This window comes from Jannaschia sp. L-14R (assembly GCF_056857695.1).
Genome location: NZ_JBSXNP010000008.1, coordinates 1 through 17320, shown reverse-complemented (window position 1 = coordinate 17320; position 17320 = coordinate 1). Strand labels below are relative to the sequence as shown.

Here is a 17320-nt window from a genome sequence, read left to right as displayed (position 1 = left end):
TGTCGGGTCTTCCCTCAGGCGGCGTTCAAGGAAAACTTGAATTCATGTAAGCGGACCTGCGCCCGCCTACAAGCAATCTTAGGACATCACTCGGCAGCGACTGCCGGAAGCGTGACCGATCCGCCCGCCTTTTCGACCGCTTCGACCGCGCCCTTGGACGCACCGGTGACTGTGATGACGGCTTTGGCGGTCAGCTCGCCCTTGCCCAGCAGGCGGATACCATCCAGCTTGCGGCGCACCACACCCGAAGTGACCAGCGTCTCTTCAGTGATGTTGGCAGCGTCCAGCTTGCCGTTGTCGATGAATTCCTGAAGCTTGGACAGGTTGACGACGGCAAATTCCTTGCGATTCGGCTTGGTGAAGCCGCGCTTGGGCAGACGTTGATAGAGCGGCATCTGACCGCCCTCGTAGCCCTTGATGGCCACACCCGAACGGGATTTCTGGCCCTTGATACCACGGCCACCCATCTTACCGGTGCCCGAACCGGGGCCACGGGCGACGCGCTTGCGCGCCTTGGTTGCGCCGGGGTTGTCGCGCAGATCGTTGAGTTTCATATCGCTTCTCCTTGGCCGGAAGCGCCCCCGAAGCGATGTGGGACGAACACGGCGTTTCTTGATTCTCGGATGTGTCTCAGGACACCGCGCAGCCCTACACCCCGCCGCGTCTTCATGCAAGCGTCTGACATGATGCAAACGCTTGCCGGATGCGCCGGACCACGCCACACTCGTCCCATGCGTGCCGCCTTCCTGTTCCTCGCCCTGACCATGCCAGCCGCAGCACAAGCCCCGTGCGCGACCGATGCGATGGTGGTCTTCGACGGTTCCGCCTCCATGGCCGAGATCGGATTCGACACCGGCGCGACCAACCGCATCACCGACGCCCGCGCCGCCATGGCCCGCGTCATGCCCGATGTCGAAAAGGTCCGCCGCATCGGTCTCGTCACCTATGGCCCCGGCCCCGAAGGCTCCTGCGACGGCATCCGTCTGCGTTTTCCCCCCATCGACGCCGCCGCAGCCCAGATGAAAGCCGAACTCGACGCGCTCGAACCCAATGGCCTGACGCCGCTGGCAGCGGCCGTACAGCGCGCGGCGGAGGTTCTGAACTATCGACTGCAACCGGCCATTGTCGTGCTGGTGACGGACGGAAACGAAACCTGCGGCGGCCGCCCCTGCGCCTTGGGTCGCACTCTCGCCGCGACCGCCGCCGATCTGACAATCCACGTCATAGGCTATAAGGCGGAAAGCGACTTCTTCAGCTGGAACAATCCCGAAGCCTCGCAAATTCCCAAGGGCGACACCGTGGCGAAATGCCTGTCAGATGCGACCGGCGGGCGCTTCGTCTCGACGCAGACGGTGGAGGAGTTGGTCGAGGCATTGCAGGAAACGCTTGGGTGCGCGTTGATCGGACAGATACAACCCGCACCAAGGACGAAAAGCGGATCGACCCCGGCAGTAATGCTGGCCCCCAGCTAGGTCGCAGCCCCCGCCTTTGGCCACAACTGAAACCGGATGGTGCTGCGGCGAACCGTGATATCCTCAAGCGTATAAGGATCGAGCGCGGCAAAAAACGCCTCCCGCGCTTCTTGCAAAGGCGTGCGCAGCCCACAAGCTGGCAAGATGCGACAGGATTTGTCGCTGCCCATGCATTCCACCACCGGCGTGTCGGCCTTCAGCGCGCGAACCACCTGCCCGACCGTAATTTCCGACGGCTCCCGGGCCAATTGCAGGCCCCCGGATCGACCCCGTTCCGACACCGCGAACCCCGCCTTGACCAATGCCGAAGCGACCTTGGCAATGTGATGCTCCGACAGGCCATAGACCGCCGCGATCTCTGACGCAGGCACCCGGTCCGGCGCACGAACGGTAAGGGCCATCAGGACACGCAACGCATAATCGGTGAACTTATCTAGCTGCATGCCCCCTTATTTAGCATTTGTAATGCGGATTAAAAGAGCGCATATATTACGCATAATTTTTACGCAATAAGGGGCCCGTCATGGTCATCGTAAATGCACTGCTCTGGCCCGGAACGAAAATCTGCGAAGCCATGGGCATCGACCCCGAAAGCGACCAAGGTCTGTTGCGGTCGATGCTCAACATGTTGATCTATCTCACCGTTGCACTGGCGGTCCTGTGGCTCGTCCTGGCATGACCCAGTCGCTGACGCCTGCGGATGTGGACCGGGTGCTGCAGCGGTTCTATGGCGATGTCCGTGCTGACCCCCTGCTCGGCCCGGTATTTGCCAGCCATGTCACCGATTGGGACACACATATCGCCAAGATCGCGGCCTTCTGGCGCAACGCGATTTTCAAGGAGCGCGGCTATTCCGGCAACCCGATGCAGGTTCATATGGCGGCAGGCAACATCGAGCCCCATCATTTCGTCCGCTGGCTGGAATTGTTCGACGCCACCCTTTTTGCCACTCTCCCCGCCGATATGGCCGCCGCTTGGAGCCGCCTTGCCCATCGAATTGGGCGTGGCCTGCGATCCGGCATCCTGCTGCAACGCAACCAGAATGGCCCGCCGATCCTGACCGACTAATCGGGGCGCTCAAATCTCCAAAGCGATCCGTGTCGATGCAGACACTCGTCGAACCGCTGCGCTACGCGGTAACGTCTCATAACGTTGGGCGCATTCCCGCCCGCCCATTCTCATCTACACCCAGACAGACTGAAAACGCTGCGAAATCGGTCTATGTATCCTTCTGAGCCTTCATTCCACACCCTGTTCCGAGGATGCCCCATGCAGAAGTCATTCGCCGCTGCCGTAACGGCCGCGCTGATCGCGGTCGCCCCATCCATCGGCCATGCCGCAGTCTGCGACTACAAGCCCAGCAAGCTTTTCGGCAGGGTTGCATCAACGATGACTGACACAGGCGCGGTCCCGGTGAGCGCCGATGTGACAAATGCAACGGTCGGGTCCTACTCGCTCATCCATACCCAGTCCGGGTCGTCGCTGCTGAATCGGGCGGTCACCGGCAGATCGGTTACCGAAACTGTTACGATAGCGTCCGGCGCATCTGGCATACTCGCAACCCTCGCCTCGATCGCGACGGCACCGGTCACGCTCATTGCGGGTGCCGTCACCGCGGTTGCACTCGGCAGCTATGAAGGAGCCTGCTACTTTTCCGTGGATCGGGTAACCGACAGCGACAAGATTTTGGCCATCCTTCAGGACATGGAACGGACCGCCAACCCGGACTACTTCTGGATGGAAACGCCGGAGGATGCGGACGGACCCGTGATTTATGTCCGCGACCTTGAAGACGCCAACAAGCTCAGATCCTACGAAGTGTCGCGCCTCTATATTGCCGACGGCCTGCTGAAGCATAGGGACCTCGCTCTGAACACGACAATCGGCAAAGTCATCTATACCGAACCCGTGCCGGTCGAGACCCCTGCTGACTGACATGCTGCGGTCCGCTCAATAGACGTAAAAACGCCCCGGACATACCTGGCCGGGGCGTTTCATTCTAACGGGCGGTTCATGCCGGAGCACAGACCAGAAAGGCCTCAGCCCTTCTCCTCGATGATCTTCACCATATGCGAGATCTTGTTGACCATGCCGCGCACGGAAGGCGTATCTTCCAGTTCGCGTGTGCGGTGCATCTTGTTCAGGCCCAGACCGATCAGCGTTGCGCGCTGGTCGGCGGGGCGGCGGATCGGGGAGCCGACCTGCTTGACCACGATTGTTTTAGCCATGAATCAGGCCTCCTCTGCGACGGGCGCTTGATCGCCGTCGATCTTCGGGCCGTCGTCCTTGCGCAGGATTTCGGCGACCTTCTTGCCGCGACGCTGCGCGACCGACCGGGGGCTCGATTCCTTGGTCAGACCATCCAGCGTTGCCCGGATCATGTTGTAGGGGTTCTGCGAACCGATCGATTTGGACACCACGTCCTTGATGCCCAGCATCTCGAAAACGGCGCGCATCGGGCCACCCGAGATGATACCGGTGCCTTCCGGGGCGGTCCGCATCACGACGCGACCGGCACCGTGGCGACCTTCCATGTCGTGGTGCAGCGTGCGACCGTCGCGCAGGGCGACGCGGATCATCTGGCGCTTGGCCTGCTCGGTGGCTTTACGGATGGCCTCGGGGACCTCCTTGGCCTTGCCCTTGCCGAATCCGACGCGGCCCTTTTGGTCACCGACGACGACGAGCGCGGCAAAACCGAAGCGCTTACCGCCCTTGACGGTCTTGGACACGCGGTTGATCGCCACAAGACGGTCGGCGAATTCCGGTGTTTCCTCGCGGCCACGGCCTCTGCCGCCGCCTCTGTTGTCACGTTCTGCCATGCAGCAATTCCTTCAAGCTTGGGCAAGCGCCCGTAAATTTCCGATCCAGGTGGGCATGAAACCCCCGGATCATCGAGGGGGCCCATGAAAGGCCCCCTGCAACTGTCTTAGAACTTCAGGCCACCTTCGCGGGCGGCTTCGGCCAGAGCCTTCACCTTTCCGTGGAAAAGGAAGCCGCCACGATCGAAGTAGACGTCTTCGACGCCCGCCTTCTTGGCCCGTTCGGCAATCGCCGTGCCGACCTTGGTCGCCGCGTCGATGTTGTTCTTGCCGACCACGCCCAGGTCCTTTTCGAGCGTCGAGGCGGACGCAAGCGTCTTGCCCTGAACGTCGTCGATCACCTGCACCATGATGTTCTTGTTCGACCGATGAACCGAAAGGCGCGGACGCCCTGCAGCCATCTTGCGAAGCTTGTTCCGGACGCGCAGGCGGCGCTTGAGGAACAGATCCCGTTTGCTGTTTGCCATCTGACTGGTCCTTACTTCTTCTTGCCTTCCTTGCGGAAGATATACTCGCCTTTGTAGCGAATGCCCTTGCCCTTGTAGGGCTCGGGCTTCCGATACTCGCGGATGTTGGCCGCGACTTGACCGACGAGTTGCTGATCGATGCCTTCGACCGTGATTTCGGTCTGCTTGGGAGCAGTCACCGTCACGCCCTCGGGCACTTCATAATTGACGTCATGGCTGTAACCGAGGGCCAGCTTCAGGGTATTTCCCTGCATCTGGGCACGATAGCCGACGCCTGTGATTTCCAGCTCTTTCTTGAAGCCGTCCGAGACGCCGGTGACGAGGTTCGCCACCATGGTCCGGGACATGCCCCATTGCTGGCGGGCGCGCTTGGACTTGCCGCGCGGCTCCACCGAGACACCGTTGTCCGCGACCGAAAGGGTCACGTCATCGGTGGCGGTGAACGAGCGGGTGCCCTTGGGACCCTTGACCGAAATGGTCTGACCCGAGACCGAGGCTTCGACGCCCGAAGGCAGGTCGACGGGTCGTTTGCCGATACGAGACATTATACCCTCCTCAGAATACTGTGCAGAGCACTTCGCCGCCGACATTGGCGTTGCGTGCGTTTGCATCAGACATGACGCCACGGGACGTGGACACGATCGAAACGCCAAGGCCCTGGCGGACCGACGGCAGATCGCCGACGCCCAGATAGACCCGGCGGCCCGGCTTGGAGACCCGCTTCACTTCGCGGATAACCGGCACGCCCTCATAATACTTGAGCGAGATTTCCAGCGTCGGGTGACCGGCGCGGTCGCTCTTGCTCTCATATCCGCGAATATAGCCTTCTTCAGCCAGCACATCGAGGACGTGAGCGCGCAACTTGGACGCGGGGGTGATGACGGTGGTCTTGCCACGCATCTGCGCATTGCGGATGCGGGTCAGCATATCACCAATGGGATCATTCATGTGTGTGCTCCCTTACCAGCTGGACTTGACCATGCCGGGGATTTTCCCCTGGCTGGCCAGATCGCGCAGCATGATGCGGCTGAGCTTCAGCTTGCGGTAATATGCCCGAGGGCGACCGGTCAGCTGGCAGCGATTGTTGAGACGAACGGGCGAGGAGTTGCGGGGCAGTTCCGACAGTTTCAGCCGGGCCTTGAACCGCTCCTCCATGGGCTTGGATTCGTCGTTGGCGATCTCTTTCAGAGAGGCGCGCTTGCTGGCGTATTGCTTCACCAGCCGCTCGCGCTTCTTCTGACGCTCGATCATGGATACTTTTGCCATGTCTATGTCCTCAGCTGTTGAACGGCATGTTGAAGGCCTTGAGCAGCGCCTTCGCCTCTGCATCCGTCTTCGACGTCGTGCAGATGATGATGTCCATGCCCCAGACTTCGTCGACTTTGTCGAAGTTGATCTCGGGGAACACGATATGCTCCTTCAGGCCCATGGCGTAGTTGCCACGTCCATCGAAGCTCTTGCCGTTCACGCCGCGGAAGTCCCGGATACGGGGCATTGCGACTGTGATCAGACGATCCAGGAATTCGTACATCCGGGCGCCGCGCAGCGTGACTTTCGTGCCCAAAGGCATGTCTTCACGAACGCGGAAACCGGCGATCGACTTCTTGGCCTTGGTGATGACAGCCTGCTGACCGGCGATCGTCGTCAGGTCGTCCTGCGCCGATTTGGCCTTCTTGCTGTCACGCACCGCTTCGGCACCGCAGCCGATGTTCAGGACGATCTTGTCCAGACGCGGGATCTGCATGTCGTTCTTGTAGCCGAACTCTTCCTTCATCGCGGGACGCACGGTCTCGCGATAAACGGAGAGAAGCCGGGGGGTGTAGTTGGCTTGGTCCAGCATCAGATCACGTCTCCCGTGGTCTTGGCGAAGCGCACCTTCTTGTCGTCTTCCATGCGGAAGCCGACGCGGGTGGCTTTGCCGTTTGCGTCCAGCAGGCCGAGGTTCGACAGGTCGATCGGAAGCGACTTGGGGATCCGGCCGCCCTGGGCCGCCTGGCTTTGACGGGTGTGGCGAATGGCCATGTTCACACCGTCCACGACGGCCTTGCCGGCCTTGGGGTCGACGGAGACGATCTCGCCTTCCTTGCCCTTGTCACGGCCCGACAACACGATGACCTTGTCACCCTTGCGGAGTTTGGCAGCCATTACAGCACCTCCGGCGCGAGCGAGATGATCTTCATGAAGTTCTTCGCGCGCAGCTCGCGAACCACCGGCCCGAAGATACGGGTGCCGATCGGCTCGTTGTTGTTGTTGAGGATCACGGCCGCGTTGCGGTCGAAGCGGATGGCGGTGCCGTCGTCACGACGGACTTCCTTGGCGGTGCGAACGACGACGGCCTTGCGGACGTCCCCCTTCTTGACGCGACCGCGCGGGATGGCTTCCTTGACCGACACCACGATGATGTCGCCCACGGAGGCATACCGGCGATGCGACCCGCCCAGGACCTTGATGCACTGAACACGGCGAGCGCCGCTGTTGTCAGCTACATCCAGGTTGGTTTGCATCTGGATCATTGGTTTCTCCCGACCTTTGGGGCGGCGATGCGTGCCGTGGTCCCCAGGGTTTCGTTATGTCTCGGCACGCCCATCATCGGGCGGACCGCGGGTTACTGCCTATTCGGCAATAACCTCCCACCGCTTGGTCTTGGACCGGGGCGGGCATTCCTGAATGCGCACGATATCACCAACGCTATATTGGTTGTTTTCATCGTGGGCGCGGTACTTCTTCGACTTCCGAACCGTCTTGTGCAGCAGCGGGTGCTTGAAGCGACGCTCGATCGAAACCGTGACGGTCTGCTCGTTCTGCGAGGACGTCACGACGCCCGAGAGGATGCGTTTGGGCATGGGCTCAGGCCTCCGTGGTCGCGCCAGAGGCGCGCGTATCAGCGTGTGCGGCATCCGCCGCTTTCTGGTTCAGAATGGTATTCACGCGGGCAATGCCACGCTTGACGGTCCGCACGCGCGCGGTGTTCTCTAGCTGGCTGGTGGCAGCCTGAAAGCGGAGGTTGAACGCCTCTTTCTTCAGGTTGGTCAGTTCGGTGCGCAGCTCATCGGGGGTCTTGCCCCGCAGTTCAGTGGCGTTCATCGCCTGTTCCTTTGCAACATCACCGGAGGGCCCCTCGCGGGTGACCCTGATTCCGGTGGAGATCAACGGTAGAAGGGGCCGCATAGACGAGGCGCGGGGGGTTGGCAAGGGGGGGTGTCTACCGAGACGTGATGTTAGATACTACTATTCGGAAGAATGATTGGACATGCAAAAATGGCTAAGAGTAACGACAGACCTGATCCCGGATTTACCGGTAAGCCATATGAGACATACATCTGCCCAAACTGCGAGAATGGGCGTCTCGAACCCGTCGAAGGCAGTTTTGACTGCATCGAACCAAAGCACTCGAAGGACGCTCATGGTCATGAGGCTTGGGATCCTGACTGGATCAGGTACCGGTTTGTCTTTAAACTAGAATGCACCTCAAAAACTTGCGGGGAGATTTCCCACGCTATTGGTCGTGGGTCTATACTGCCTCTTTATGGGCAGTATGGCGAAATGGAGTGGGGCGAAGACTTTGGCATTGATGGCATAAGTCCAGCGCCACTATTGTTTCATATTCCCGGTGAGACCCCACATCGTGTCGCAAAAGAAATAAGACGAAGCTTCTCATTATTCTGGCCAGATGTTTCATCTGCAGCTACTGCCCTTCGCATCTCGCTCGAGCTTCTCCTTGATGAAATGGGGATCCCCAGACAGGAAAAGAAGAATGGCGGGGCTAAGAGAATAGATCTACATCGCCGTATCGAATATGCGGCGAAAGAAGATGGTGATTACACTGAGATGTTTCTCGCTCTTAAAGAAGTGGGAAATTTGGGCGCACATGGAGACGACGTTCGACATGGTGACTATCACGACTCGATAGAAATTATGTCTCATGTTTTAGTTCAACTATATGAGAATGATTCCAAGCGCATCAAAGAACTAGCATTGAAGCTTCGCGATAGCATCAAAAACCGGAACAGCGAATTTGGCGGGTGAGCTTTGATGATCTGTCGGTCAACTATCGTGGCTCCGCCCGTTCGGCCCTCAAACGCTCCCCCGGAGCGTTTGCCACTTCGCGGATCGGGCCTCACACCCACCCGTAATTGAAACTCACCGACACCCGGTCCTCCTCGGACATGTTCATCGGCACCTCATGCCGCAGCCACGACTCCCACAGCAGCACCTCCCCCACCTCCGGCTTTTCATAGGCAAACGTCCGCAGCTTGCGCCGCGCGTCCGTCTTCCGGACCGGAGCCGCCATCATCATCGGCAGGCGCGGGTCCTCGAACTTGATGGCGCTCGTGTCACTGGGCATCGCCACATAGGTCGTGCCCGAGATCACCGAATGCGGGTGCAGGTGCCCGGTGTGGATGCCGCCATAGGGCAGGATGTTGATCCACATCGAGTCGAGCGTCAGCTTCTTGCCCGCCAGATCGAACTCCAGATCCTCGGCGAAGGCGGCGACATGCCTGTCCAGCGATTTGACCAGCGTTTTGAAGATCGGGAACCGCCAGCCGAGGTCGGTCAGCGATGCGTAGCTGGTATAGCCGGGAAAGTCGTTCTCTTCGCACCACGCCTGCCCGGCCGCGTCGTCCTCGGCGATCGACAGGCAAGATGTTTCCAACTCCTGCGGATCGATCTTTGGGGCATGTTCTGAAAGTGCCGCGCGGTAGATGCGCGTGACGAAAAGGGAGGAGATATCGGGCAACGGAAAACCTCGTGGGAACGGGCGGACACCGGGTGTCAGATTGAAAAAACCCCCGCCGGTTGTCCAGCGGGGGTTCTGTAAGTTGCGAGGGCTTGGGGTCCGGAAAGTTTGCGAGCGAACTGCCTACACCCCGCAGGAAAGATCGTTAGCGCAAAGCGCTACCAATCCTCCCGCACCACGGTCCGTGTCTTGATCGGCAGTTTCATCGCCGCCAGACGCAGGGCTTCCCGCGCCGTGGCTTCGTTTACGCCGTCGATCTCGAACATGATCCGGCCAGGCTTGACCTTGCAGGCCCAGTAATCGACCGAACCCTTACCCTTACCCATCCGGACTTCGGTGGGTTTGGACGTGACGGGCACGTCCGGGAAGATCCGGATCCAGACCCGGCCCTGACGCTTCATGTGACGCGTCATGGCCCGGCGGGCGGCTTCGATCTGGCGCGCGGTGACACGCTCCGGCTGGATCGCTTTCAGGCCGTAGGTGCCGAAGTTCAGGTCAGACCCGCCCTTCGCTTCACCCTTGATCGAGCCTTTGAACTGCTTGCGGAACTTCGTCCGTTTCGGTTGCAACATGGGTTCTACTCCTTACCGGCGCGGACCGCGGGGACCGCGATCGTCACGACGGCCTCCGGCGCCACGGGGGGCAGGACCGTCCTGCAGTTCCTGGGCTTTGCGATCACGAGCCGACGGGTCGTGCTCCATGATCTCGCCTTTAAAGATCCACACCTTGATCCCGATAATACCATAGGGGGTCACGGCTTCGATGCCGGCATAGTCGATGTCGGCGCGCAGTGTGTGCAGAGGCACGCGACCTTCACGGTACCACTCGGTCCGTGCGATTTCCGCACCACCGAGACGACCGGCCAGATTCACACGGATGCCCAGGGCCCCCATGCGCATGGCGTTCTGCACCGAACGCTTCATGGCGCGGCGGAACGAAACCCGGCGCTCCAGCTGCTGGGCGATGCTTTCGCCAACCAAAGCCGCGTCCAGTTCCGGCTTGCGGACCTCGACGATGTTCAGGTGCAGTTCCGAGTCGGTCAACGCGGCCAGCTTCTTGCGAAGCACCTCGATGTCCGCACCCTTCTTGCCGATGATCACACCCGGACGGGCCGTATGGATCGTCACGCGGCACTTCTTGTGCGGACGCTCGATGATGACGCGGCTGATGCCGGCCTGCTTGCACTCTTCCTCGATGAACTCGCGCATACGCAGGTCCTCAAGCAGAAGATTGCCGTAGTCCTTCGTGTCGGCGTACCAACGGCTGTCCCAGGTGCGATTGACCTGAAGCCGCATGCCGATCGGGTTGACTTTGTTACCCATCAGGCTTGCTCCTCTACCTGGCGAACGATGATCGTAAGTTCCGCGAACGGCTTGGTGATCTTGCCGAACCGGCCACGGGCCCGCGGACGGCCCCGCTTCATCGTCAGGTTCTTGCCGACCCAGGACTCGGCCACGATCAGCGCGTCAACATCCAGGTTATGGTTGTTTTCCGCGTTGGCGATGGCCGACTGGAGGCACTTGCGCACGTCGATGGCGATCCGCTTCTTGGAGAAGGTCAGATCGGCGATTGCCTTCTCGACCTTCTTGCCACGGATCATCGAGGCAACGAGGTTCAGCTTCTGCGGGCTGGTGCGCAGCGACCGCAACTTGGCCATGGCTTCGTTGTCAGCCACGCGGCGGGGATTTTTTTCCTTGCCCATGACTTATTTCCTCTTGGCTTTTTTGTCGGCGGCGTGACCGTAGTAGGTCCGCGTCGGTGAATACTCACCGAACTTCTGACCGATCATGTCCTCGGTGATGTTCACCGGGATATGCTTGTGGCCATTGTAGACGCCAAAGGTGAGGCCGACGAATTGCGGCAGGATGGTGGACCGGCGCGACCAGATCTTGATCACGTCGTTGCGGCCGCCTTCGCGGGCAACTTCGGCCTTCTTCAGGACGTGGGCGTCGACAAACGGCCCTTTCCATACGGAACGGCTCATATCAGCGGCCTTTCTTCTTGGCGTGACGCGATCTCAGGATCAGCTTCGACGACGCCTTGTTCTTGTTGCGGGTGCGCGCACCCTTTGTCGGCTTGCCCCAGGGCGTGACCGGGTGACGACCACCCGAGGTCCGGCCTTCACCACCACCATGCGGGTGGTCGATCGGGTTCATGACCACACCGCGCACGGACGGGCGGATGCCCTTGTGACGGTTGCGGCCCGCTTTACCGAGGTTCTGGTTCGAGTTGTCGGGGTTCGAGACCGCGCCAACCGTCGCCATGCATTCCTGACGCACCAGACGCAGCTCGCCCGAGGACAGACGGATCTGCGCATATCCACCGTCACGACCGACGAACTGGGCATAGGTGCCCGCGGCGCGTGCGATCTGACCGCCCTTGCCGGGCTTCAGCTCGATGTTGTGGATGATCGTACCGATCGGCATGCCCTGAAACGGCATCGCATTGCCGGGCTTGATGTCGGCCTTGGCCGAGGCCACGACGCGATCGCCGACCGCGAGACGCTGGGGCGCCAGGATATAGGCCTGCTCCCCGTCGGTGTAGCGGATCAGGGCGATGAAGGCGGTCCGGTTCGGATCGTACTCGATCCGTTCGACATTCGCCTGAACGTCCAGTTTGTTACGTTTGAAATCGACGATCCGATAGAGACGCTTGGCGCCCCCGCCCTTGCGGCGCATCGTGATCCGTCCGGTGTTGTTCCGTCCGCCATTCTTGGTCAATCCCTCGACGAGGGCCTTGACCGGGCGGCCTTTCCAGAGCTCCGAACGGTCGATCAGAACCAGCCCACGCTGGCCCGGCGTCGTCGGCTTATACGACTTGAGTGCCATGTTACCTGTCTTCCGTTTTGCATAACGGTGGGTTTCCCCACCGAAGGTATAGGGCCCCGAAGGTCCCCGGTGATCTGTCCGCGCAGGCCTGGACCGGAGCGAACAACGTCAAAGCCCCGGACGAATCCGGGGCCTGCCGATGGGGCGGTTTAGGAGGGGTGGGGAGTGGGGTCAAGGGTTGGCGGCAAGGAGTTTCCGGACGGCGGATTTCAGGGGTGATGCACGGGTGATCTACGGGTGATCTACGGGTGATCTGGGTCGGACATTGGGAGGGGTTGCCCCCAGAGAAATTGCTATCTCCAACACTAGCTCTTGTGCATCCTCAAACTTTCGCAGCAACATTGGAACATGGCATATCCTGAACCTCCAAATAGCAAGTCAGCTGTCAAACGTGCAGGCATCGCGATATCTGAGAACCGAGCGACAACTGAAGACTTCGATCTTGTTGATCGCTGGCGGGCTTCGCATGGATACGTGATCAATACTTTTCAGGCATGGCTCAAGGGCCACATCAACAAGAAGTCGTATTCCGTAGAATTTGCTCAACGGCTAAAGCGGCGAAATACGGTTCTAGGCAAACTGGAACGTCGAAACTCAGAAGGGAAGTTATTGATCTCCGACGTGTCTAGCATGCACGATTTTGCCGGTTGCCGAATGATTTTCGATAACATTGATGAACTCGTCGATTTCCGCAGCCACATTCACTCAACTGCTACAATGAGAAATGTAGCACATCAGCTACGGCACGAGGACAACCCAGAGAAGTACAACTACATCGAGCATCCCAAATTCACAGGATATCGTGGTATTCATGATGTGTACCGGCACTTCCCACGTGGAAGCGAACGAAGCCAAACAAAAAAACCGTGGGATAGTCTACTAGTTGAGATCCAGTATCGCACTCGTGCGCAACACGCTTGGGCCACAGCTGTCGAAATTTCGGACCTTTTGGATGGCGAGCAAACAAAATTTGAATTGGATCAGTCGGATCGTGGGCGATTTTTCGCGCTCTCAAGTGAGATAATTGCTCGTCAACACGAGAACCTAAGTAAGGCCTATTCAGACCGCTCAAACCAAAGTCTACGATCTGAATTACAGACGCTCGAGAACAATATGGGCATCTTGAGACGATTGAAAGTACTTCGCCAATTCGAAGATGAGGAGAAGCTGTCTAGACACAATGTCCTAAACATCTATCGCGATGAGTGGGGAGGGTTGGCTTTGGACGTTCTTCCGTTCAGCAGCCCGTCAGCAGCGATTGAGAAGGCGAGTGAGCTTGAGTCAAGTGATGATAGTCTCAACGCGGTATATGTCCGGTCTGACAATCCTAAACAGCTTCGTTCAGCCTACCGAAACTATTTCAACGACCCTGTGGATTTTGTGCAGATCATTCAAGAAGAAGGCAACGTAGGATAGAAAAGGCCCCGCCGTTTCCAGCGGGGCCTCCTGATCTCTCAACTCAAACCGAACCTTACAGCCCGGTGGTCACGTCGATCGTGTTGCCCGGCTCAAGCGTGACATAGGCTTTCTTCACGTCCTTGCGGCGGCCCATCTGGCCCCGGAAACGTTTGGTCTTGCCCTTGGTGATGGACGTATTCACGGCCTTCACCTTCACGCCGAACAGTTCTTCGACCGCCGATTTGATCTGCGGCTTGTTCGCGTCGATGGACACTTCGAAGACCACTGCGCCCGCTTCGGACGCCATGGTGGCCTTTTCGGTGATGATCGGTTTGCGGATCACGTCATAGGTGTTCATTTCAACCGAGCCTCCAGAGCTTCGACACCCGCCTTGGTGATAACGAGCGTATCACGCTTGAGGATGTCCATGACGTTCGCGCCCATCGTCGGCAGAACGTCCACGTTGCCGAGGTTGCGCGCGGCCTGCGCGAAATCCTCGTTGACGGTCGCGCCGTCGATGATCAGCGCGCGCTTCCAGCCCAGATCCTTGACCTGCCGGGCCAGCGCACCGGTCTTGCCCGCGGCCGACAGCTCGTCGAGGACGACCAGCTTGCCCGCCTGCGCCTTGGACGACAGGGCGTGCATCAGACCCATCTTGCGGACCTTCTTGGTCAGCTCGTGGCCATGGCTGCGAGGCGTCGGGCCTTTGTAGACACCGCCGCCGCGGAAGATCGGCGCCTTGCGGGAGCCGTGGCGTGCGCCGCCGGACCCCTTCTGACGAACGATCTTCTTGGTCGAATACTTGACCTCGGTACGGGTTTTGACCTTGTGGGTTCCGGCCTGCGCCTTGTTCCGCTGCCAGCGGACGACCCGGTACAGGATGTCGCGGCGCGGCTCCTGACCGAAAATGTCGTCGCTCAGCTCGACGGAACCGGCTTTGCCGCCGTCCAGGGTGATGACATCGAGTTTCATGCGTCATCTTCCTTCTTATCGGCGTCCGAATTGTCCGTATCTGCGGACTCGTCGGAGATTTCAGCTTCCGCGGCTTTCAGCGCGGCTTCCTCGGCGGCGGCCTGTTCGGCGGCCTGCGCCTCCTCGGCGGCCTTGGCTTCGGCTTCGGCGGCGGATGCAGCTTCCTCGGCGGCCTTCTGGGCTTCCTTCTTGGAAGACAGCAGCGCGGCGGGAACGATGGCACTCTCGGGGAACGGCTTCTTCACCGCATCCTTGATCGTAACCCATCCGCCCTTGGAGCCGGGAACGGCGCCCTTGACCATGATCAGGCCACGGTCGGTGTCGGTCTTGATGACCTGCAGGTTCTGCGTGGTGACACGGGCGGCCCCCATGTGACCGGCCATCTTCTTGCCCTTGAACACCTTGCCGGGGTCCTGACACTGGCCGGTGGAGCCGTGCGACCGGTGGCTGATCGACACGCCGTGCGTGGCGCGCAAACCGCCGAAGTTCCAGCGCTTCATCGCACCGGCAAACCCCTTACCGATCGAGGTGCCCGACACGTCGACGAACTGACCTTCGAAGTAATGGTCGGCGATGATTTCCTCGCCCACTTCGATCATGGCGTCCGCATCGACGCGGAATTCCACGATCTTGCGCTTGGGTTCGACGTTGGCGGCCTTGAAGACGCCGCGCATCGCCTGGCTGGTGCGCTTGGCCTTGGCGGCGCCGGCACCCAGTTGCACGGCCGTATAGCCATGCGATGTATCCGTGCGTTGGCCGATGACCTGAAGGCCATCGAGTTGCAGCACTGTGACGGGGATCTGTTTCCCGTCTTCCTGGAAGATGCGGGTCATGCCCACCTTCTTCGCGATCACTCCGGAACGCAGCATAGTCGTGCCCTCCTCAGACCGAGATCTGGACGTCGACGCCAGCGGCCAGGTCGAGCTTCATCAGCGCGTCCACGGTCTGCGGGGTCGGGTCAACGATGTCGAGCATCCGCTTGTGCGTGCGGATTTCCCACTGGTCGCGCGACTTCTTGTCGATATGCGGGCCGCGCAGGACGGTGAACTTCTCGATCTTGTTCGGGAGCGGGATCGGGCCGCGCACCTGCGCGCCGGTCCGCTTGGCCGTGGCCACGATCTCGGCAGTGCTGGCATCCAGCACGCGATAATCGAACGCCTTGAGCCGGATACGGATATTCTGGCTTTTCATGTCATTCGCCTGACAAGCCGCCACGTCCCGGAGTCCGGGGGGCGGTCATTTGAGTTGAGAGGAGGAGATCGGACCACCCGGCCCCCTCGTCGAACCCATACGAACAGGGGGACGCATCGCATCCCCGTTCGTGGAGCGCGGCGAATAGCCCGAGTCGGGTCGCACCGCAACCCCCCGCGCCTGCCTATTTTCTAAAGCCAGCGCATCCGCCAGAGGATCAGTCCGAGCCCGCCGAAGACCCCGGCAAGCAACCCGACGAATATCCAGAACGCCACGGGGCTTCCGGCCCCCGGAATGCCGCCCAGATTGACACCCATCAATCCGGTCAGGAACCCCAGCGGCAGAAACAGGACCGACACGATGGACAGGATGTAAAGCTGCCGGTTCAGGCGTTCGGCCTGCGATCCGGCAATGCCTTCGCGCGCCAGCACAAGCCGCTGGATCAGCAGGTCCAGTTCCTCGACCGCGCGGACGTGGCGGTCGTGCAACTCGGCCAGACGCCGCCGTTCGCCTTTGGGCACAAGGTCCAACAGGCGCAGCGCCTCCAGCGCGTCGCGTTGAGGGGAAACGTGACGGCGCAGACCCAGCACCGCACGGCGCAGCCGGGTCGCTTCCTGACGTTCGTCTTCGGTCGGGCGACCATCGTCCAGCGCATCTTCCAGAGTGTCTGTCGCGCGGGTCAGAATGTCGACGGTAGTATCAATCCGCTCGGCGATGATTTCGACAAGATCGTGCAGGAAGGCGCCCGTCGTGACGGCCCCCGTTCCCGAAGCGATCCTTTCGGACTGAACGGTCAGCGCGCCGACTGGCCGACGTGACAGGCTGATCACCATCCGTGCGTCGACATACAGGCGCAGCGACGGCATGTCGCCGCCATCCTCGATGGTGTCATCGGGGACATCGCGCAGCAGGATCATCGCGCCCTGCCCGACATGGACCGAACGCGGCCGTGTCCCGGCTCCGGTCAGGGCCTGCACCGTCGATGGGTCGAGTTCGGGAAGAACGCGGGCAAGCCAGGTCTGCGCGTCGGCGACATCTTCGGGTTCCGCGGACAGATGGGCCCAGGCCAGATCGCTGGACAGACAGGCGGATTCCAGCGCCGCGCCGGAAAGGCGTTCCCCGCGGCGGGGTGCGGAAAGAGTATATCCGTACAGGGCTGTCATGCGGGTGGATCGTTACCATCAGGGCTGCGCGACGCAAGTGTCATCGCCGTCAGCGAAAAACGGCCGCCTTTTGGGACGGCCGTTTGTTATCGGGTCGGTGACGCAATCGCGTTGTCCTGGTGTTCCGACGATTACTCGGTAATCTTCGACACCACGCCCGCGCCGACCGTGCGGCCGCCTTCGCGGATCGCGAAGCGCAGGCCCTGCTCCATCGCGATCGGCGCGATCAGCTCGACCCCGAAGGATACGTTGTCGCCCGGCATCACCATCTC

31 protein-coding genes are annotated in these 17320 nt (G+C 60.5%); 6 read left to right on the top strand and 25 right to left on the bottom strand.

From position 1 onward, the window contains the following. Nucleotides 1-86: 86 nt before the first annotated feature. Nucleotides 87-554 (bottom strand): 50S ribosomal protein L15, encoded by a 468-nt coding sequence (rplO, locus tag AC13C2_RS02925; RefSeq protein WP_092764414.1) that lies wholly within the window; start codon nucleotides 552-554, stop codon nucleotides 87-89. A 177-nt stretch (nucleotides 555-731) separates the two neighbouring features. Between rplO and AC13C2_RS02920 the strand changes: the two genes are divergently transcribed. Continuing rightward, a complete protein-coding gene (locus AC13C2_RS02920) occupies nucleotides 732-1472 on the top strand; it encodes a vWA domain-containing protein (protein ID WP_482885895.1) in 741 nt (246 codons plus the stop codon). Here the strand turns inward: AC13C2_RS02920 and AC13C2_RS02915 are convergent. Continuing rightward, entirely contained in the window at nucleotides 1469-1915 is a 447-nt protein-coding gene (locus tag AC13C2_RS02915; RefSeq protein WP_482885894.1) for an RrF2 family transcriptional regulator, read from the bottom strand. The two genes, AC13C2_RS02920 and AC13C2_RS02915, sit on opposite strands and share 4 nt — an antisense overlap. An 80-nt stretch (nucleotides 1916-1995) precedes the next feature. Here AC13C2_RS02915 and AC13C2_RS02910 point away from each other — a divergent pair, with 80 nt between their 5' ends. From AC13C2_RS02910 to AC13C2_RS02900, 3 genes are all read left to right on the top strand, one after another. Further along, a complete protein-coding gene (locus AC13C2_RS02910) occupies nucleotides 1996-2151 on the top strand; it encodes a hypothetical protein (protein ID WP_482885893.1) in 156 nt (51 codons plus the stop codon). Beyond that, on the top strand, nucleotides 2148-2540 hold the full coding sequence (locus tag AC13C2_RS02905) for a group III truncated hemoglobin (RefSeq protein WP_482885892.1): 393 nt from the start codon (nucleotides 2148-2150) through the stop codon (nucleotides 2538-2540). The genes AC13C2_RS02910 and AC13C2_RS02905 overlap by 4 nt, the downstream gene beginning before the upstream one ends. Before the next feature lie 201 nt (nucleotides 2541-2741). Beyond that, nucleotides 2742-3407 carry a hypothetical protein gene (locus AC13C2_RS02900; protein ID WP_482885891.1) on the top strand — a complete coding sequence of 222 codons (666 nt, stop codon included), beginning with the start codon at nucleotides 2742-2744 and terminating at the stop codon, nucleotides 3405-3407. Between the two features lie 104 nt (nucleotides 3408-3511). Here the strand turns inward: AC13C2_RS02900 and rpmD are convergent, their stop codons facing one another. The 11 genes from rpmD to rpmC all read right to left on the bottom strand — a co-directional run bounded on the left by rpmD (nucleotide 3512) and on the right by rpmC (nucleotide 7842). After that, the gene (gene rpmD, locus AC13C2_RS02895) at nucleotides 3512-3700 is read right to left on the bottom strand and encodes a 50S ribosomal protein L30 (RefSeq protein ID WP_092764404.1); all 189 of its coding nucleotides are present in this window, start codon (nucleotides 3698-3700) and stop codon (nucleotides 3512-3514) included. Nucleotides 3701-3703: 3 nt separating this feature from the next. Continuing rightward, nucleotides 3704-4291 carry a 30S ribosomal protein S5 gene (rpsE, locus tag AC13C2_RS02890; protein WP_474521433.1) on the bottom strand — a complete coding sequence of 196 codons (588 nt, stop codon included), beginning with the start codon at nucleotides 4289-4291 and terminating at the stop codon, nucleotides 3704-3706. A 107-nt stretch (nucleotides 4292-4398) separates the two neighbouring features. Continuing rightward, a complete protein-coding gene (gene rplR / locus AC13C2_RS02885; protein WP_092764400.1) occupies nucleotides 4399-4758 on the bottom strand; it encodes a 50S ribosomal protein L18 in 360 nt (119 codons plus the stop codon). Nucleotides 4759-4769: 11 nt separating this feature from the next. After that, nucleotides 4770-5303 (bottom strand): 50S ribosomal protein L6, encoded by a 534-nt coding sequence (gene rplF / locus AC13C2_RS02880; RefSeq protein ID WP_092764398.1) that lies wholly within the window; start codon nucleotides 5301-5303, stop codon nucleotides 4770-4772. A 10-nt stretch (nucleotides 5304-5313) separates the two neighbouring features. Then, nucleotides 5314-5706, bottom strand: a complete 393-nt coding sequence (rpsH, locus tag AC13C2_RS02875; protein WP_482885890.1) for a 30S ribosomal protein S8 — start codon at nucleotides 5704-5706, stop codon at nucleotides 5314-5316. Nucleotides 5707-5718: 12 nt separating this feature from the next. Then, complete coding sequence (gene rpsN / locus AC13C2_RS02870) at nucleotides 5719-6024, bottom strand: 30S ribosomal protein S14 (protein ID WP_092764394.1); 306 nt, start codon at nucleotides 6022-6024, stop codon at nucleotides 5719-5721. Nucleotides 6025-6034: 10 nt separating this feature from the next. Next, nucleotides 6035-6598, bottom strand: a complete 564-nt coding sequence (rplE, locus tag AC13C2_RS02865; protein WP_092764392.1) for a 50S ribosomal protein L5 — start codon at nucleotides 6596-6598, stop codon at nucleotides 6035-6037. Continuing rightward, entirely contained in the window at nucleotides 6598-6903 is a 306-nt protein-coding gene (gene rplX / locus AC13C2_RS02860; protein WP_092764390.1) for a 50S ribosomal protein L24, read from the bottom strand. The genes rplE and rplX overlap by 1 nt, the downstream gene beginning before the upstream one ends. Further along, on the bottom strand, nucleotides 6903-7271 hold the full coding sequence (gene rplN / locus AC13C2_RS02855; RefSeq protein WP_092764388.1) for a 50S ribosomal protein L14: 369 nt from the start codon (nucleotides 7269-7271) through the stop codon (nucleotides 6903-6905). Before rplN ends, rplX begins: the two co-directional genes overlap by 1 nt. Before the next feature lie 99 nt (nucleotides 7272-7370). Further along, on the bottom strand, nucleotides 7371-7601 hold the full coding sequence (rpsQ, locus tag AC13C2_RS02850; RefSeq protein ID WP_482885889.1) for a 30S ribosomal protein S17: 231 nt from the start codon (nucleotides 7599-7601) through the stop codon (nucleotides 7371-7373). Nucleotides 7602-7605: 4 nt separating this feature from the next. Then, nucleotides 7606-7842, bottom strand: coding sequence for a 50S ribosomal protein L29 (gene rpmC / locus AC13C2_RS02845; RefSeq protein ID WP_482885888.1), 237 nt, complete (start codon nucleotides 7840-7842; stop codon nucleotides 7606-7608). 156 nt (nucleotides 7843-7998) lie between these two features. Here rpmC and AC13C2_RS02840 point away from each other — a divergent pair, with 156 nt between their 5' ends. After that, nucleotides 7999-8784, top strand: coding sequence for a DUF4145 domain-containing protein (locus AC13C2_RS02840; protein WP_482885887.1), 786 nt, complete (start codon nucleotides 7999-8001; stop codon nucleotides 8782-8784). 91 nt (nucleotides 8785-8875) lie between these two features. Here AC13C2_RS02840 and AC13C2_RS02835 read toward each other — a convergent pair whose 3' ends face one another. From AC13C2_RS02835 to rplB, 6 genes are all read right to left on the bottom strand, one after another. Next, on the bottom strand, nucleotides 8876-9496 hold the full coding sequence (locus AC13C2_RS02835) for a TIGR02466 family protein (protein ID WP_092764379.1): 621 nt from the start codon (nucleotides 9494-9496) through the stop codon (nucleotides 8876-8878). A 158-nt stretch (nucleotides 9497-9654) separates the two neighbouring features. Then, complete coding sequence (gene rplP, locus AC13C2_RS02830) at nucleotides 9655-10068, bottom strand: 50S ribosomal protein L16 (RefSeq protein ID WP_092764377.1); 414 nt, start codon at nucleotides 10066-10068, stop codon at nucleotides 9655-9657. Nucleotides 10069-10080: 12 nt separating this feature from the next. Next, entirely contained in the window at nucleotides 10081-10818 is a 738-nt protein-coding gene (gene rpsC / locus AC13C2_RS02825; protein ID WP_092764374.1) for a 30S ribosomal protein S3, read from the bottom strand. Continuing rightward, a complete protein-coding gene (rplV, locus tag AC13C2_RS02820; RefSeq protein ID WP_092764372.1) occupies nucleotides 10818-11198 on the bottom strand; it encodes a 50S ribosomal protein L22 in 381 nt (126 codons plus the stop codon). The genes rpsC and rplV overlap by 1 nt, the downstream gene beginning before the upstream one ends. A gap of 3 nt (nucleotides 11199-11201) precedes the next feature. Next, on the bottom strand, nucleotides 11202-11480 hold the full coding sequence (gene rpsS / locus AC13C2_RS02815; protein ID WP_092764370.1) for a 30S ribosomal protein S19: 279 nt from the start codon (nucleotides 11478-11480) through the stop codon (nucleotides 11202-11204). A 1-nt stretch (nucleotide 11481) separates the two neighbouring features. Further along, nucleotides 11482-12324, bottom strand: a complete 843-nt coding sequence (rplB, locus tag AC13C2_RS02810) for a 50S ribosomal protein L2 (protein WP_092764367.1) — start codon at nucleotides 12322-12324, stop codon at nucleotides 11482-11484. A gap of 348 nt (nucleotides 12325-12672) precedes the next feature. Here rplB and AC13C2_RS02805 point away from each other — a divergent pair, with 348 nt between their 5' ends. After that, entirely contained in the window at nucleotides 12673-13740 is a 1068-nt protein-coding gene (locus AC13C2_RS02805; RefSeq protein WP_482885886.1) for a RelA/SpoT domain-containing protein, read from the top strand. A gap of 55 nt (nucleotides 13741-13795) precedes the next feature. Here AC13C2_RS02805 and AC13C2_RS02800 read toward each other — a convergent pair whose 3' ends face one another. From AC13C2_RS02800 to AC13C2_RS02775, 6 genes are all read right to left on the bottom strand, one after another. Further along, the gene (locus AC13C2_RS02800) at nucleotides 13796-14080 is read right to left on the bottom strand and encodes a 50S ribosomal protein L23 (RefSeq protein WP_339647251.1); all 285 of its coding nucleotides are present in this window, start codon (nucleotides 14078-14080) and stop codon (nucleotides 13796-13798) included. Next, complete coding sequence (gene rplD, locus AC13C2_RS02795) at nucleotides 14077-14694, bottom strand: 50S ribosomal protein L4 (RefSeq protein WP_339647254.1); 618 nt, start codon at nucleotides 14692-14694, stop codon at nucleotides 14077-14079. Before rplD ends, AC13C2_RS02800 begins: the two co-directional genes overlap by 4 nt. Beyond that, nucleotides 14691-15563 carry a 50S ribosomal protein L3 gene (gene rplC, locus AC13C2_RS02790; protein ID WP_482885885.1) on the bottom strand — a complete coding sequence of 291 codons (873 nt, stop codon included), beginning with the start codon at nucleotides 15561-15563 and terminating at the stop codon, nucleotides 14691-14693. The genes rplD and rplC overlap by 4 nt, the downstream gene beginning before the upstream one ends. Nucleotides 15564-15576: 13 nt before the next feature. Further along, nucleotides 15577-15885, bottom strand: coding sequence for a 30S ribosomal protein S10 (gene rpsJ / locus AC13C2_RS02785; protein ID WP_055681395.1), 309 nt, complete (start codon nucleotides 15883-15885; stop codon nucleotides 15577-15579). A gap of 191 nt (nucleotides 15886-16076) precedes the next feature. Next, nucleotides 16077-17048, bottom strand: coding sequence for a CorA family divalent cation transporter (locus AC13C2_RS02780; protein ID WP_482885884.1), 972 nt, complete (start codon nucleotides 17046-17048; stop codon nucleotides 16077-16079). A gap of 131 nt (nucleotides 17049-17179) precedes the next feature. After that, the coding region (locus AC13C2_RS02775) for an EF-Tu C-terminal domain-related protein (RefSeq protein ID WP_480723619.1) at nucleotides 17180-17320 on the bottom strand (141 nt) is incomplete at its 5' end.

Excerpts from the sequence above, each read along its gene's own strand:
- rplO (WP_092764414.1), bottom strand. The coding sequence starts at position 554 with ATGAAACTCAACGATCTGCGCGACAACCCCGGCGCAACCAAGGCGCGC.
- AC13C2_RS02920 (WP_482885895.1), top strand. The coding sequence starts at position 732 with ATGCGTGCCGCCTTCCTGTTCCTCGCCCTGACCATGCCAGCCGCAGCA.
- AC13C2_RS02915 (WP_482885894.1), bottom strand. The coding sequence starts at position 1,915 with ATGCAGCTAGATAAGTTCACCGATTATGCGTTGCGTGTCCTGATGGCC.
- AC13C2_RS02910 (WP_482885893.1), top strand. The coding sequence starts at position 1,996 with ATGGTCATCGTAAATGCACTGCTCTGGCCCGGAACGAAAATCTGCGAA.
- AC13C2_RS02905 (WP_482885892.1), top strand. The coding sequence starts at position 2,148 with ATGACCCAGTCGCTGACGCCTGCGGATGTGGACCGGGTGCTGCAGCGG.
- AC13C2_RS02900 (WP_482885891.1), top strand. The coding sequence starts at position 2,742 with ATGCAGAAGTCATTCGCCGCTGCCGTAACGGCCGCGCTGATCGCGGTC.
- rpmD (WP_092764404.1), bottom strand. The coding sequence starts at position 3,700 with ATGGCTAAAACAATCGTGGTCAAGCAGGTCGGCTCCCCGATCCGCCGC.
- rpsE (WP_474521433.1), bottom strand. The coding sequence starts at position 4,291 with ATGGCAGAACGTGACAACAGAGGCGGCGGCAGAGGCCGTGGCCGCGAG.
- rplR (WP_092764400.1), bottom strand. The coding sequence starts at position 4,758 with ATGGCAAACAGCAAACGGGATCTGTTCCTCAAGCGCCGCCTGCGCGTC.
- rplF (WP_092764398.1), bottom strand. The coding sequence starts at position 5,303 with ATGTCTCGTATCGGCAAACGACCCGTCGACCTGCCTTCGGGCGTCGAA.
- rpsH (WP_482885890.1), bottom strand. The coding sequence starts at position 5,706 with ATGAATGATCCCATTGGTGATATGCTGACCCGCATCCGCAATGCGCAG.
- rpsN (WP_092764394.1), bottom strand. The coding sequence starts at position 6,024 with ATGGCAAAAGTATCCATGATCGAGCGTCAGAAGAAGCGCGAGCGGCTG.
- rplE (WP_092764392.1), bottom strand. The coding sequence starts at position 6,598 with ATGCTGGACCAAGCCAACTACACCCCCCGGCTTCTCTCCGTTTATCGC.
- rplX (WP_092764390.1), bottom strand. The coding sequence starts at position 6,903 with ATGGCTGCCAAACTCCGCAAGGGTGACAAGGTCATCGTGTTGTCGGGC.
- rplN (WP_092764388.1), bottom strand. The coding sequence starts at position 7,271 with ATGATCCAGATGCAAACCAACCTGGATGTAGCTGACAACAGCGGCGCT.
- rpsQ (WP_482885889.1), bottom strand. The coding sequence starts at position 7,601 with ATGCCCAAACGCATCCTCTCGGGCGTCGTGACGTCCTCGCAGAACGAG.
- rpmC (WP_482885888.1), bottom strand. The coding sequence starts at position 7,842 with ATGAACGCCACTGAACTGCGGGGCAAGACCCCCGATGAGCTGCGCACC.
- AC13C2_RS02840 (WP_482885887.1), top strand. The coding sequence starts at position 7,999 with ATGATTGGACATGCAAAAATGGCTAAGAGTAACGACAGACCTGATCCC.
- rplP (WP_092764377.1), bottom strand. The coding sequence starts at position 10,068 with ATGTTGCAACCGAAACGGACGAAGTTCCGCAAGCAGTTCAAAGGCTCG.
- rpsC (WP_092764374.1), bottom strand. The coding sequence starts at position 10,818 with ATGGGTAACAAAGTCAACCCGATCGGCATGCGGCTTCAGGTCAATCGC.
- rplV (WP_092764372.1), bottom strand. The coding sequence starts at position 11,198 with ATGGGCAAGGAAAAAAATCCCCGCCGCGTGGCTGACAACGAAGCCATG.
- rpsS (WP_092764370.1), bottom strand. The coding sequence starts at position 11,480 with ATGAGCCGTTCCGTATGGAAAGGGCCGTTTGTCGACGCCCACGTCCTG.
- rplB (WP_092764367.1), bottom strand. The coding sequence starts at position 12,324 with ATGGCACTCAAGTCGTATAAGCCGACGACGCCGGGCCAGCGTGGGCTG.
- AC13C2_RS02805 (WP_482885886.1), top strand. The coding sequence starts at position 12,673 with ATGGCATATCCTGAACCTCCAAATAGCAAGTCAGCTGTCAAACGTGCA.
- AC13C2_RS02800 (WP_339647251.1), bottom strand. The coding sequence starts at position 14,080 with ATGAACACCTATGACGTGATCCGCAAACCGATCATCACCGAAAAGGCC.
- rplD (WP_339647254.1), bottom strand. The coding sequence starts at position 14,694 with ATGAAACTCGATGTCATCACCCTGGACGGCGGCAAAGCCGGTTCCGTC.
- rplC (WP_482885885.1), bottom strand. The coding sequence starts at position 15,563 with ATGCTGCGTTCCGGAGTGATCGCGAAGAAGGTGGGCATGACCCGCATC.
- rpsJ (WP_055681395.1), bottom strand. The coding sequence starts at position 15,885 with ATGAAAAGCCAGAATATCCGTATCCGGCTCAAGGCGTTCGATTATCGC.
- AC13C2_RS02780 (WP_482885884.1), bottom strand. The coding sequence starts at position 17,048 with ATGACAGCCCTGTACGGATATACTCTTTCCGCACCCCGCCGCGGGGAA.